Source organism: Embleya sp. NPDC020630 (assembly GCF_044334985.1).
Classification (GTDB): domain Bacteria; phylum Actinomycetota; class Actinomycetes; order Streptomycetales; family Streptomycetaceae; genus Embleya.
The window spans coordinates 72,701-84,700 of the sequence record NZ_JBIRUB010000004.1; the positions used below are offsets into that span (position 1 = coordinate 72,701).

Here is a 12,000-nt window from a genome sequence, read left to right on the forward strand (position 1 = left end):
CGGTCGGCCCGCTGGGGCCGGCCCGGCGGCGCGGTGGGGGTCGCGGGCCGGGCCGGAGGCCGCGAGCGATGCCCGTACACCGCGGCGGCGGAAGGGCGGCTCGTCAGCCGCCCGAGTTCGAGAACCGGTCGCGCGACGAGGCGACCCGGTACAGCAGGTGATTCCTGACCTCGCTCTGGAGAACTACGAGTTCGTCAGCCGTCACGTCGATCGACCTCTTGTCTGAGAGCGAGACGCGAATCGGACGATGCGGGTCGCCGGACGGGCCGACGTGAACTGCCACGGGTTCGGGCTCGGACATGGTGCCCCCAGCGCATGATCAGCAATGGATGACGACACCCGCCGAACCGACCGGCCCAGCAGGTCTGCACACCATCAATGCTGACCTGCGAAAACCCCCGTAAGTGACACAGGATGTGTCACCGTGTGGCACTCAGATCGCGTGCGCCCACTCCGCATACCCCAGCAGCGTCTCCGTGGAAGACCGCTGGAGACGCACAAGAGTCGCCAGAGTGTCCCGGACCTGGGGATGCTCGCGCACGTGCTGAGGCGCGATCCTGCGAGCCAACTGCAACGACTCGAAGCATGCCTCGCGTTGCCCCCGCCACAGTTGCGCCTGGGCCAGGTCGATATAGAAGTGCGAGCGCCGCTCGGCCGGGAGATCATCGCCCGGCTGCCACTCACTCGCCAGTTCCAGCACCGACGCGCTGTCGCCGAGTTCGATCGCCGCCGACGTCTGGTGCACCCGCAGCGACGACGGACCCACAGACGTACCGCAGTAGATCCCCTCCGGCACGGACGCCACCAACTCCTTCGCCTCGCGCATGTGGGCGCGCGCCGCGTCCGCGTCCCTCATACGGGCGGCGACCACCGACGCGCGCATATGCAGCGCCACCCTGGCAGCACGCACCGGCAGACTCAGCGGCGCGGGCGCCGCGTCGATCGCCCGCTCCAGCGCCCGCAAACCCAAGGCCAGGTTGCCGGACACGAAGAACAACTCGGTCCGAACGTAGGCCGCCGCCGCCGTCTGCACCTCGTCGTCCGCCCGCGCGGAGGCCCACCTCACCAACTCGACCAAGCGGCCGGACAGGTCGAAGTGGCCGTGCTTGTACGCCACCGCGTCCGCCGCCCGATACGCCGACGCGAGCAGGCCCGCTGCCTCGCTTCGCCCTGGCTCCGGCAGGATGCACACCGCCCGCGCCAGTTCCGTCAGCAAGTCGGGCAGGGTCTGCGCAAGCACGAGATATTGCGAGGCCAGGCGCCGATCCACGGCCGTGCCCACCGCCTGCCGCAGCTCGGGCAGCGTGCGGACCGGGCCGTCGGCCGGTATGTCGTAGGCGTCGATCGCCGCGCGCATCGCCGGGAGTTCCGCCGTGATGCGGCTGTCCGTCATGCCGCCGATGCCGAGCAGGCGGTTGATGTCGATCCCGAGGGCGTCAGCGATCGAGGCCAGGGCGCTATCCGACGGATTGCGCGCGCCCTGCTCGATCTTGCGAAGCATGCTCAGCGACACGCCCGCAGCGTTGGCGAGTTCGAGCTGCGTCATACGGCTCGCGCCACGAGCGGATGCGACCCGGGCGCCCAGGCCCGTGCGCAATGGGGAGGCCATGAGCGCACGGTACCCGGGGACACAGCGGCGTGGAGCCGGTTCGCTCGGCTACCCCTCGATCAGACGCACGAGGTCACTCAGACTGTCGACCGTCCACTCGGCGCGGTTCACCTCGGCATTGTTCGCCCACAGGTAGCCCCAGGGGCCACGGCGCACGAGCGCAGTCCTCAGGCCGGCCGCACGGGCGGGGGCATGGTCGTTCGCGGGATGGTCGCCCACGTACAGGATCTCGTCGGGCTCGCCCTGCGCCCACTCGATCACGCGCTCGAAGAAGGCCGGGTTGGGCTTGGCGACCCTCCACTCCTCCGAGACCACCAAGTCGTCTACCGGAAGCGCCAGGCCGCGCAGCAGCTCGCCGGCGCGCCGAGTCTGGTTGCCGGCCACGCCCACCCACACCCCGGCGGCGCGCAGAGCGGACAGAGCGGGTCGGACGTCCGAGTAAAGGTCCGACTCGTCGAGCATCTCGCCGACGCCGGCCGCCTCACTCGCGGCGCGCTCCGCCTCCAGGTCCAGCCCCGGGCGAATGAGGCGAAGCGCCTCCGCGTTGTCCATGCCCAGCGCAGTGACCGCGCCGACGAGGGCGGACATGGTGTGCGGCGGGACGTCGAGCCACCGCGCCCACCGGCCCCAGAACCGGACGTCGCTGGTCAGGGTCTCGCCGACGTCGAAGACGACACTCTTGATCATGGCGGCCAGGGTAGGAGACGCCTGGGTCGGCCGATAGCCCGGCCGCGCAGGGCGCACCGCCCGGCGCGTGCTCCACCCGAGTGCGCCGGCTACCGATCACGCGGGCAGCGGTGCCACCCTGGGCGCATGCCCATCACACACGTCCGCGGCAAGGCCGTCGTCCTCCCCGACACCCTCGACGAGATCCGCGCCGGCCTCCCCGAAGAACGCCGCGCCGAATTCGACCGCGTCATCGGATCCACACCCCTCCGGCAAATCGCCCAGGTCGCCCTGATCGAGTTCGCGCTGCCCGAAGAAGCCCACGAAGAAAGCATGGAGCAGATCGCCAAGCTCAGGGCAGGCGACTTCTCCGGCCTCCACAACGCCGACGGCACCCCCTTCGAGCCACCGGAGCCACAGTGAGCCGGTACTACGTCGCCTACACCGACCGCGCCGAACAAGACCTCTCCGGCCTGTCCAGCCAGAGCCGCAGTGTCGTCAAGGCGGCGATCGAGCGGAGCATCGGCAACGACCCCTACGGATGCGGCTCCTCCGCGATCCGCGGCGACAAGGACAGGCGGTCGGCGGCGGTCTCCACGGTGATCATCGAGTACGAGGTGTCCGCGAGCGTGCTTACCGTCACGGTGATCCACGCCCAGAGCTGGTAACCGACCACCCGGACGCCGGCCGCGCCCACCACCCCCGTGTCGGACCCGGCGGGTAGCGTCGCACGGATGCACGACAGCACACCCAGCCTCGCCGACGCCCAGGCCCGATGGGACGCCGCGCACGCCGCGGTCGTCGCCCACGCCGCGAAGGGGCGCCGCAACGACGCCGTACCGCCCGAGGACCCGGACGCCCTTGCCGCCTGGGACGCCGAGCATGCCGCCTGGGTCGAGGCGTGGGACCGTGTCCAGGCCGAGTCCCGGGCCGCCGCCGTCGCGCTCGCACAGGTACGGCACGCCCAGGCCGAGTAGCCACCCAGGCCGCTGCCACCGAGCCCGCCGCGCCGACCAGCGCGGACAGCACATCCCACATCACGCCTCCCTCGTGGGCCGGGCGACCCATGGGGAGAGCGTGGCGGGAGGCAGGGGCCGGGCGGGTCGACGGCGGCCGGCCTGTGGACAACCGGGCCGGGTGTGGACAGCACGAAAGCCCCGCCGCCCGAAGGCAGCGGGGCTTCGCGTCCCCCGCCGGAGCGGGGCCGAGGCCGGTGCCAGACAAGGACACGAGCCATCCCCGTAGATACGGGGCCGAGATCGTAAGCAGACCCCTTCACGGGCCATCCCCGCATGCGCGGGGAGCAGTGTTGCGCGCCCCTGTAATCAGGGCCATCCCCGCAGAGGCGGGGAGCAGTTCACCGAGTCCGCCGAGGCGGTGCCGGTACGTAGACCGTAGCGGGCCGCGCCGACACCTGTGCAGCGAACGTCCGGACTCACTCGATCGGGTGAATCGGAGAGAACCCCTTGAACCTTGTCCCATGATGGGACATAGTTAGGGATGTGAGGCCGACGGACCACCCGAAGCCCACACGGAGAAGGAGCCTCCAATGACCACCGAAATCGCCAGCCACATCCCCGGCCGCGCCGTCCCCACCTACGACCTCCTCAACGACATGCGCCACTACGTCGGCAGCGACCGCGAAGCCCACGACGCCATCCACGCCTACCTCGGACAGATCGTCGACATCGACGGCGAAGACACCACCATCCTCTCCCGCCGCGCCATGCGCCCCGAACTGCTGGAGATGAACGCGAACGACGTCGACGTGTACTGGTGGCTCACCATCAGCGACGACGCCGAGCAGACCATCCGCGACGCCTTCGCCGCCGCCTACCCCCAGGACGACAACACCACCGTCGAGGTGTACTACGAGGTCGAGGTCTCCGACGACGGCCAGACCTGGGCGCCCGAAAAGGACGAGGCTCGCGGCACCGAAGCCGTCGAGGACGCGACCCCCGACGAGATCGCCCGGGACATCCTCGTCAACCGGATCAACGAACTCACCGCCGAGGACACCGAGACCGGCCACCTCCGCGTCCGCGTGTGGCGCACCGAGGACGAGGCCGCCGGCGCCACCGCGCCCCTCGCGGTCGCCACCCACACCCCCTGACCCGCGCAACGCGGACGGCCCGCCCCCGGGTGCATCCGGAAGGCGGGCCGTCCCGGCGCGGAAGGAGCCCGCACCATGATCGACAGTACCGACCCCGCCGAACAGTGGACCATCACCGAGGCCGCCGAACACCTTCGCGCCAGGTCGACCAACACCGCCCGCCGCTTCCTCGCCCGCGCAGGGGTCCATGCCATCGCCCGACAGCCCGGACGCGGCGGCCAGAACCTCTACGACGCCCAAGCCGTCCGCGACGCACACGCCAACCGGCCCGGACAAGGCGCACGCACCGACCTCGACACATCCGAAGGGGACCAGCAATGACCAGGCTCTACAACCTCGCAACCCAGGCCATCACCGCAAACAGCACCGGCTACTCCGCCCACGCGGCCACCGGCGGACGCGTCGACGTCCTCACCGTCGACGGCGGCACCGCCGAGGTCAGCGCCACCGTGATCATCGCCCTCGCCGGGCACCTCGCCCTCTCCGACTACCACGCCAACCCCAGCGTCATGATCGAGCCCGACGGCGAAACGTTCACCACCGGCGGCGCCGGACGGTACATCGTCGAGGGCACCATCGTCGCTGAACTGTGCTGGGTCCCCCGATGCGACCACGAAGCCGAACCCGGCATCCGCGTCTGCCGCAACCACCTCGACGCCGAAGTGCACCCGCTTGAACCCAACGACGACCCCGCCCGCCTCCGCCGGCAGCGCATCGATGCGTGGCGCGAGCGAGTCGACAACGACCTCCGGAGGGCCGAGGCCACCGCCCACGACGTCGAACGCTTTGCTCCGCGCGAGCAGAGCGTCTGACCCCGGACAGCACGAACCGCCCCGCCGCAGCCCGAAGGCGCGGCGGGGGCGGTCGTTCGTTGCTATGGCAGGCCATGCCCGGCCAGTTCGCGCTCATCCGTCGGATCGGGCGGCGGAGGCGTCAACCCCTGCTCCCGCACGAACCCCAACAGCTTGCGGATATACCGGACCAGAGCGTGAATCGTTCGTGAATCCTGGCGACGCCCCTCACGCTGGACCGCCGCCTCGTTCTTTTGCTCGACCAACTCGGCCTTCACCTCGGTGAGCTGGGCCTGCAAGCTGGCCGTGATCGCCGTGAAATCGTCCCGGCGCTCCTGCCCCGGCGTCCGGCGCCCCGCCCGGGCCACCGCCACCGTCCCGCTGATCCCACCCAGACCCACAACCAGACCCGATATCGCGGTCACCATCTCAGCGCTCGGCATGGCCGCCGCCTCTCTCACCTCGCGGAGGCTCCGGCCATCCGACCACCACCCAAATCGCGCCCCCCAGCGCACCCCAAATCGCCGCCCCGATCCAACCGCGCGGGTTGTCGTCGAGCGGCCACCACGACATCAGCGACGACAGACCCCACGGAATCGCCGTCGCATACAGAGCGGCGAACCCCGGCCAATCCCACGGCGGCCGGGTCCACGCACACAGCAGAGCCGCCGACCCGGCCACGACCCACGCCACCGCCCACGCGTCCATCGGCATCACATGCAGCAGCAGCCGGTAGCTGGCCGTGGACGCGATCGGCTCCACCAGGAGGCCGTAGCCGTACAGCAGCCACAGAGTGCCCATCCCGCCCAGGAACGCGCCGCGGCGGCCCAGACGCTGCCGCAACCGGGCCGCCGCCACCCTCACCGCGTCGGCTCCGACCCCGTCGGCAACACCGACGCCGTACCAGGCGTACCCACCATCGACGCCAAGCCAGCCTTCACCACCGCCAGCCCGGCCGGAATCGCCGCCACCGCCGCGACCTTCGCCGTCGTCAGGTCCAGCACGTCCGTGCCGGTCGCGATCAACAGGCCGAGCAGCGTCTCCAGGTAGGTGAACGTTGCGCGCTCGAACAGGTCGAGGAAGAACTTGCCCTTGGTGGTCATCACGCCTCCATCCGCTTGCCGAGCTTCGCCACGACCATGTCCGCGAGCTTGTCGAGCTTCGCGTCGAGCGCGGCCTCCAGCTCCGGCCCGCTGACCGTGACCTCGACCGGCGCCGGAGTCTCGACCTTCGCCGCGAGCTCGGCCACCTCCGCCTTCAGGTCGGCCACCGCCGGCTCCAGGAACGCCGAGCCCGAGCGCAGCAACTCCCACACCCGCGGCACGTATCCGTTGGGCAGGGCCGCACGCGGCACCTCGGTCATCAGTAGTTCGTCGGGCGTCACGTCGTCCTCCTGGGGTGAAGCGGAACCCGCCGGGAAGCGGGCGAAGATGTCCGGGAACGGGCCCGGATCCACGTGGTCGTTGTCCGGGATCTGGTTGTGGCCGAAGTGACCGGAGCGAGCCCACTGCGCGGCCGAAGCCGTCTGCCGGGCGAACGCCGCCGGGCGGCCCACCGGCCATACGTCCGGGATGCCGAGCTGCCGCAGCCACGCCAGCAGGACCCCGAAGTTCTTCCAGGTCAGACGTGGATCGAGCAGCGACCGGTAGTCGGTCTTCTCGGTCGTGAACACGATCTCGACCTGGATGACGTAGGTGCCCTCCCGGTTGTGGGCCACCACCGACTTCGACCGCGAGTCAGCCGGATACATCTGGGCCGTCTCGCCCGTGATCGGCGAGTACAGCACGTGCGGCGCCGCCCCCGACCCGCCGCTCGTGAACCAGCCCAACTCGTTCGCGAGCTTGAGGTTGCCGCCCGGGTTGCTGGTGATGTGCCAGACAACCTTCTTCCCGCCGCCGTTCATCGGCGCCGTGTCGCCGAGGGGCCTGCGGGTCGCGCCCGGTATCCACATGTCCGGCATGACCGTGCCTCCTTGGAACCAGCCGCCGTAGTCGGCCTGCATGGCGTCGTCGATGTCGATCTCGTAGCCACCGAGTCGGGCACTCGGGATGCGCTGGTAGAGGTGGATGCCAGGCACTCGGTAGTCGTCCGACCAGGCGCCCGTCTGCCAGAACCACCTGGCGGCGCCGGCCCGTTGGGCCCACTCGATCGTCGCCCGGCCGCCATACACGCCGATATTGGGTGGGTCGAAGACGCTCGCGATGCCCCGGAAGTACTCGCCCAGGACGGCGAAGTCCTCGGACCGCCGAACGTCGTAGTCGACCGCGAAGTACACCGGACGCCCGCCGCTGCCCTCCGGCCGGCCCAGCGCGCCCGCCTGCTGAGCGGCCAGGCGGGCATCCCGGCGGCCTCGGTCGTACCCGCCGCGCCACGCGGTCGTGCGGTCCGAACCGCCGCCCTGCCACACCGCCACCACACCCAGACCCGCAGCGCGGTAGGCGGCCACCTCCGAGGCGGTCCACGCCTTGGCTCGGTGGCTCGTGTCCAGGTCGGTGAGGTAGCTCGCCGCGAAGGAGTAGCCGGCGGCCTTGGCGGACGACGCCGCCACGCGCGAGAAGCTGAAGTCGATCCCGACGCCGGTCATATGGCCGCGCCGATGTCGTGCAGCGACAAGGTTGCCGGCGCCGCGTAGACGTAGACGTTGTTCGCGCCGGCGCGCTGGATGTACAGCCCGAACGTGACCGATCCGGTGGCCGGCCCGTTGAACTCGTGCTGCATGGCGATGGTCTGCGCGGCCGAGCCGACCGCCGACGCGCCCAGGGCCCAGGTCAGTTCGGTGGTCCCGCTGCCGTCGGAGTTGATCGAGCCGCCGACTGCGTACCGAATCGAGGACCTGTTGGCGGAGTCATTGAACTCTCCGGCCCACACATAGCGCCCGTCGATCCGGTATCGCCTGGTGGCCGATACGGCCACGGTGAACTTCGCCGGGTCGACTAGGCCGAGCCCGCTGTGCGCGGTCGACCCGCCGTCGTAGCGGACCCAGCCGACCACCCCCCGCGGCAGGCCCGGCAGAGCGCGGTCGAGACCGACCCACGCGCTGCCGTTCCAGTAGTCGAACCTGTCCTCGGCAACGAGGTAGGTGATCATCCCGGCGGTAGGCGCCGAACCGCCTGTCATCACCGCGCCCCGGTTGCTCGCCGAGAGGAACACCTTCGCGCCGAGCCGGCCGATCGCGTCCGCCAGGGGCTTGCCCAGGACCTGCACGTCCGGGCTTTCGGAGAGCAGCGAGTAGGGGACGCCCTGCCCGTAGATGTCTGTGCCGGCCATGGTGCCTCCTCAGGGACGTTTGCCGGGGATGTAGCGGTCGCCGCCGGCCATGCGCACCATGACGACCATGTGTCCGATCGCCGGACTGGCGTACAGGCAGGTCACCGACGGGATCGTGCCGCCCGGCGCGGTGACGTCGACCGTGCCGTCGCCATTGACGGCCGAAACGGTCACCCACTCGGAGCGGTCGCCGACCGGGCCTGACGCCACCGCCCTGGCCACCGCCTTCGCGAACCTCACGACGTGTCCTTCCGCGAGTACGTGGTCAGGGTGAAATCGCCGCTCGCCGTGAGCGGCATCGTGATCGACTGCACAATGTGCAGCTCCGCGTAGCCGTCGGCGTACCGGACCCGGATGCAATCCCCCGGCTCCAGGGCGGCGTTCGGTACGGATTTGAGCGAGATGGCCGACGTCACGCCCAGGCTGTCGCGCAGTCGCGACTCGGCGAGCACTGCGCACTGGGCGATCGTCGTCAGCAGCGACGACTGCACCCGTCCCTGTGCGTGCCCCATTGGGCCGCCCCACCGCGTCGGGCTCAGCGGGTCGTCGTCCACCACCAGGCTGGAGACCGGCGGTGCGTTGTCGGCCCCGTTCCCGCCCGTGACCAGCCACCCGTTCTTGAACTTCGTGCGGTCCATGCCGGTGGTCGACGACACCAGGGCGCCGCCGTCCCCGGCGAGGACCTCCCACACGGGGGTTGCCGTCGCCAGGTCCGGCAGGTCCCGGATGTAGAAGGTGCCGTCCGGACCGCACGCGCACTCCGCGCCCATGGCGGCGGCGAGCGACTCGACGGCATCCCACCGGTCGTCCTGGTCGTCCCACGTCACCGTGGCAGGCGGCGGGTCCGCCGTCGCCTCGTTCGTGACGATCGCGTCGGGCAGGGCTCCGACGATCAGGGCCTCGATCGCAAGCGAGCACGACCCGTACAGGGACGTGGTGAACGGCGTGAGGAACGGCTCGTCGGACACCGCGCATTCGAGGCTCTTGCCCGTGAGGGTGATCGGCCCGAGATCGCGGTCCCCCTGCGGGTCCTCGATCCGATACACGCCGACCGGGACGACCTCCTCCGTGCCGTCGGTGAACCTGACACCGCGGTAGGCCCGGATGGTGTTGCCGTACACCGCCAGGGCGTCGCCCGAAGCCCGCGGCATCAGCGCGATGTCGGAGATCGTGAGGCTGAGCGACCGCGAGATCTTGTTCCCTCGGTCCGCAGTCACGCTCCCCGCCGAGTAGGGCAAGTTGCCCAGCAGGAGCGTGGCGCCGAGATGGGCGTCGACCCGCGCCGCCAGCCGGTAGTTGCTCACCAGGGAGGCGAGGAAGTTCGGCGAGACCAACTGCATCAGGTGCCCTCCACTCCGGTGAGGACACCCAGCCAGGTGTCGTAGTGGTCCAGCACCGACTGCCACGTGGCGTATCCGCTGAGCACCGTCTGCCAACTGCGGCCCGCCGTGCCGGCCATGCCGCCGACCGGGCGGTCCACCTCGGTGATAGGCAGCGTCCACAACCGCCACGGGTCCGAACCGTCCGCGTCCACCGGGGCGTTGTCGGTATCGCCGATGCTCACGTACACGCTGCCGAGGTTCAGGCCTTGGAGCAGGAGGACCACGCCCGTGTCGAACAGCCAGTCTGCCGCGGCCTCTTCGGATGCGCTCCGCGTGTACACCTGCACGGATCCCTCGCGGGAGGTCCGCACATCCGAGACGACCACCGGCATCCGCGCGCCCCGCACCGGATACGTGCCGCGGTCGACCTTGCGGGACCAGGCGCTCGTCGACCGCGCCATCAGGCAGAGGTTGCGCGCCGGCTGCCCCGGGTCCTTGAGCCACAGCATGTACGGCTCGTCGGGCGGCGGCACGGTCACGTCGTAGGTGCCGGTCGTCGACGACCCGGACGCGTACACGTAGTGGATCGTCACGCCGAGCGGGGCCTCGTAGTCCTCGAAGATCATCGTCGTGCCCGTAGTCGCCAGGCTGACTGCGTCGCCGCCGATCGCCCGCACCGGGTGACGAGACCCGTCCGGATGGACCCGGGTGAGCGTCACCGTCCCGGGGAACGCCAGGTTGTTGAGCTGGATCGTCACGCTCGCCGTGTCCTGATGCGGTGTCAGGATGTACGGGGCCGTGGACTGCACCAGGCTGAGCTGGTCGAGGAAGAAGACCTGGCCCGGCGTGGCGGCCTGCGGCAGCGACACCACCCGGGCGAAGGCGGCCCCCGGCGGCGCCAGGCGGCCGATCGCGTTGAACCGCCACTGCCCGGCCGTGCTGGCCGCGTCCTGGTCGGGGAACCCGTGGCCGAGGTAGGTCGTGCCGTCGCTGGCGTACCAGTCGATGTCCGTCCACACCTGGTGGGCGGCGGCGCCGTAATGCCACTGCTTCGCCACGTAGTACAGCCCGGCCGTCACGGGCACCAGGGCGGCGGCCTGCACACGGGCCTGGCCCGCAGCGGTGCCGGTGACCTTGAGGGATCGCCCGCCGTCGAGAACCGGATCGGCCGGAACCGACTGAGCCAGCGTGCAGTTCGTCACCGCCGACCAGCCGGTCACGTCCACCTCGGCCGACTGCACCGAGTACGGCAGCAGGTTCCCGGCGACCAGCGCCGCCGACGTCGGCCTGACCACCATCTGGTCGAAGTACCAGTTTTCGGACGCCCCGGTCGCGGTCGGCCGCAGCCGCATCTCGACATGCGTGGCCGTCGCCGGAGCGGTCGCGATCGTCGTCCACCGCTCCCACGACGCCGGGTCCTGCGTCGTCACTGTCCGGCTCGTCGTCGACAGCAACGTCCCGCCGGTGATCGCCGTGTACCAGCGCGCCTCGATTACCAGCGTCCGCCCGGCCGCCGGACACACCACCCTGGTCGCGATCTCGTACTCGACGCCCGCCGTCACCGGCCACCGGGCGGCGGTCGTCGCCGTGGTCGAGCCCGACGCCGTGGACGTCAGCCCCAGGCAGTAGGCACCCTCGGCGGCGCCGCCCGCACGGGCAACCGTGCAGTTCGTAGTTGCCGACCAGCCGGACGAATCCATCTCGACCGACTCGGTGAGGTACGGCAGGACGTTGCCGGGCATTGCCGAAGGCAAGCCCAAGCCCATCGCGTCGAACACGACCTGCTGACCGCCGGCCGTAATGCCCGCTGTGACCATGACGGTCAGTGCCGCCTTCGCGGCGGTACCTGGCGAAGTAGCAATCGACAGAACCGTGTTCGACCAACTGGTGTTATTGCCCAGCGTCCATGTGCTCGTCGTCGTGCTGGACGAGATGAACACGTCGCCGCTGGTGTACCAGTCGATGCGCACCGACAGGATCCGGCCGCTCGCCGACGCCACGTTCGCGCCGTAGCAGAACCCCATGTAGGTGGTGTTCGGTGCGACCGCGACCTTGCCGGTCGACGCCGACATGGCCCCGGCGGCCGTCGACGTCAGCCGCAGCGAGGCCGTGCCGACCAGCGCCTGGGTGGTGACACGGGCAACGGTGGTGTTGCTGCCTGCCGTCCACGACCCGATCGACCCCTCCAGGCCCGCGTCATCCGCGGGGAGGAGGTTGCTGATGATGCCCATG

At 70.5% G+C, this 12,000-nt stretch carries 16 protein-coding genes; 6 read left to right on the plus strand and 10 right to left on the minus strand.

Annotated features, from left to right (window positions below):
• Nucleotides 1–433: 433 nt before the first annotated feature.
• Nucleotides 434–1,609 carry a helix-turn-helix domain-containing protein gene (locus ACH4XV_RS16010; RefSeq protein ID WP_395790133.1) on the minus strand — a complete coding sequence of 392 codons (1,176 nt, stop codon included), beginning with the start codon at nt 1,607–1,609 and terminating at the stop codon, nt 434–436.
• A gap of 48 nt (nt 1,610–1,657) precedes the next feature.
• Complete coding sequence (locus tag ACH4XV_RS16015; RefSeq protein WP_395790135.1) at nt 1,658–2,296, minus strand: HAD family hydrolase; 639 nt, start codon at nt 2,294–2,296, stop codon at nt 1,658–1,660.
• Nucleotides 2,297–2,422: 126 nt separating this feature from the next.
• On the opposite strand from ACH4XV_RS16015, the gene ACH4XV_RS16020 reads away from it, so the two are divergent.
• From ACH4XV_RS16020 to ACH4XV_RS16045, 6 genes are all read left to right on the plus strand, one after another.
• Nucleotides 2,423–2,698 (plus strand): hypothetical protein, encoded by a 276-nt coding sequence (locus tag ACH4XV_RS16020; protein WP_395790137.1) that lies wholly within the window; start codon nt 2,423–2,425, stop codon nt 2,696–2,698.
• Nucleotides 2,695–2,943, plus strand: coding sequence for a hypothetical protein (locus ACH4XV_RS16025; protein WP_395790139.1), 249 nt, complete (start codon nt 2,695–2,697; stop codon nt 2,941–2,943). The genes ACH4XV_RS16020 and ACH4XV_RS16025 overlap by 4 nt, the downstream gene beginning before the upstream one ends.
• A gap of 66 nt (nt 2,944–3,009) precedes the next feature.
• A complete protein-coding gene (locus ACH4XV_RS16030; protein ID WP_395790141.1) occupies nt 3,010–3,252 on the plus strand; it encodes a hypothetical protein in 243 nt (80 codons plus the stop codon).
• Nucleotides 3,253–3,824: 572 nt separating this feature from the next.
• Nucleotides 3,825–4,388 carry a hypothetical protein gene (locus ACH4XV_RS16035; RefSeq protein ID WP_395790143.1) on the plus strand — a complete coding sequence of 188 codons (564 nt, stop codon included), beginning with the start codon at nt 3,825–3,827 and terminating at the stop codon, nt 4,386–4,388.
• Nucleotides 4,389–4,463: 75 nt separating this feature from the next.
• Complete coding sequence (locus ACH4XV_RS16040; protein WP_395790145.1) at nt 4,464–4,709, plus strand: hypothetical protein; 246 nt, start codon at nt 4,464–4,466, stop codon at nt 4,707–4,709.
• Complete coding sequence (locus tag ACH4XV_RS16045; RefSeq protein ID WP_395790147.1) at nt 4,706–5,200, plus strand: hypothetical protein; 495 nt, start codon at nt 4,706–4,708, stop codon at nt 5,198–5,200. Before ACH4XV_RS16040 ends, ACH4XV_RS16045 begins: the two co-directional genes overlap by 4 nt.
• Nucleotides 5,201–5,262: 62 nt before the next feature.
• On the opposite strand, the gene ACH4XV_RS16050 is transcribed toward ACH4XV_RS16045, so the two are convergent.
• From ACH4XV_RS16050 to ACH4XV_RS16085, 8 genes are read right to left on the minus strand one after another with little or no spacing between them, the layout of a single operon-like run.
• The gene (locus tag ACH4XV_RS16050; RefSeq protein ID WP_395790149.1) at nt 5,263–5,622 is read right to left on the minus strand and encodes a hypothetical protein; all 360 of its coding nucleotides are present in this window, start codon (nt 5,620–5,622) and stop codon (nt 5,263–5,265) included.
• Nucleotides 5,609–6,043 carry a hypothetical protein gene (locus ACH4XV_RS16055; protein WP_395790151.1) on the minus strand — a complete coding sequence of 145 codons (435 nt, stop codon included), beginning with the start codon at nt 6,041–6,043 and terminating at the stop codon, nt 5,609–5,611. Before ACH4XV_RS16055 ends, ACH4XV_RS16050 begins: the two co-directional genes overlap by 14 nt.
• A complete protein-coding gene (locus ACH4XV_RS16060; protein WP_395790153.1) occupies nt 6,040–6,282 on the minus strand; it encodes a holin in 243 nt (80 codons plus the stop codon). The genes ACH4XV_RS16055 and ACH4XV_RS16060 overlap by 4 nt, the downstream gene beginning before the upstream one ends.
• The gene (locus tag ACH4XV_RS16065) at nt 6,282–7,763 is read right to left on the minus strand and encodes a DUF1906 domain-containing protein (RefSeq protein WP_395790155.1); all 1,482 of its coding nucleotides are present in this window, start codon (nt 7,761–7,763) and stop codon (nt 6,282–6,284) included. The genes ACH4XV_RS16060 and ACH4XV_RS16065 overlap by 1 nt, the downstream gene beginning before the upstream one ends.
• Nucleotides 7,760–8,446, minus strand: coding sequence for a hypothetical protein (locus ACH4XV_RS16070; protein ID WP_395790157.1), 687 nt, complete (start codon nt 8,444–8,446; stop codon nt 7,760–7,762). Before ACH4XV_RS16070 ends, ACH4XV_RS16065 begins: the two co-directional genes overlap by 4 nt.
• A 9-nt stretch (nt 8,447–8,455) precedes the next feature.
• Nucleotides 8,456–8,686 (minus strand): hypothetical protein, encoded by a 231-nt coding sequence (locus tag ACH4XV_RS16075; protein WP_395790159.1) that lies wholly within the window; start codon nt 8,684–8,686, stop codon nt 8,456–8,458.
• Nucleotides 8,683–9,786, minus strand: a complete 1,104-nt coding sequence (locus ACH4XV_RS16080) for a DUF5047 domain-containing protein (protein ID WP_395790161.1) — start codon at nt 9,784–9,786, stop codon at nt 8,683–8,685. Before ACH4XV_RS16080 ends, ACH4XV_RS16075 begins: the two co-directional genes overlap by 4 nt.
• The gene (locus ACH4XV_RS16085; protein WP_395790163.1) at nt 9,786–11,999 is read right to left on the minus strand and encodes a hypothetical protein; all 2,214 of its coding nucleotides are present in this window, start codon (nt 11,997–11,999) and stop codon (nt 9,786–9,788) included. Before ACH4XV_RS16085 ends, ACH4XV_RS16080 begins: the two co-directional genes overlap by 1 nt.
• Nucleotide 12,000 lies beyond the last annotated feature (1 nt).

Bases quoted from the DNA above. Each gene is read 5' to 3' on its own strand.
- ACH4XV_RS16010 (WP_395790133.1), bottom strand. From the start codon at position 1,609: ATGGCCTCCCCATTGCGCACGGGCCTGGGCGCCCGGGTCGCATCCGCT.
- ACH4XV_RS16015 (WP_395790135.1), bottom strand. From the start codon at position 2,296: ATGATCAAGAGTGTCGTCTTCGACGTCGGCGAGACCCTGACCAGCGAC.
- ACH4XV_RS16020 (WP_395790137.1), top strand. From the start codon at position 2,423: ATGCCCATCACACACGTCCGCGGCAAGGCCGTCGTCCTCCCCGACACC.
- ACH4XV_RS16030 (WP_395790141.1), top strand. From the start codon at position 3,010: ATGCACGACAGCACACCCAGCCTCGCCGACGCCCAGGCCCGATGGGAC.
- ACH4XV_RS16035 (WP_395790143.1), top strand. From the start codon at position 3,825: ATGACCACCGAAATCGCCAGCCACATCCCCGGCCGCGCCGTCCCCACC.
- ACH4XV_RS16040 (WP_395790145.1), top strand. From the start codon at position 4,464: ATGATCGACAGTACCGACCCCGCCGAACAGTGGACCATCACCGAGGCC.
- ACH4XV_RS16045 (WP_395790147.1), top strand. From the start codon at position 4,706: ATGACCAGGCTCTACAACCTCGCAACCCAGGCCATCACCGCAAACAGC.
- ACH4XV_RS16050 (WP_395790149.1), bottom strand. From the start codon at position 5,622: ATGCCGAGCGCTGAGATGGTGACCGCGATATCGGGTCTGGTTGTGGGT.
- ACH4XV_RS16060 (WP_395790153.1), bottom strand. From the start codon at position 6,282: ATGACCACCAAGGGCAAGTTCTTCCTCGACCTGTTCGAGCGCGCAACG.
- ACH4XV_RS16065 (WP_395790155.1), bottom strand. From the start codon at position 7,763: ATGACCGGCGTCGGGATCGACTTCAGCTTCTCGCGCGTGGCGGCGTCG.
- ACH4XV_RS16070 (WP_395790157.1), bottom strand. From the start codon at position 8,446: ATGGCCGGCACAGACATCTACGGGCAGGGCGTCCCCTACTCGCTGCTC.
- ACH4XV_RS16080 (WP_395790161.1), bottom strand. From the start codon at position 9,786: ATGCAGTTGGTCTCGCCGAACTTCCTCGCCTCCCTGGTGAGCAACTAC.
- ACH4XV_RS16085 (WP_395790163.1), bottom strand. From the start codon at position 11,999: ATGGGCATCATCAGCAACCTCCTCCCCGCGGATGACGCGGGCCTGGAG.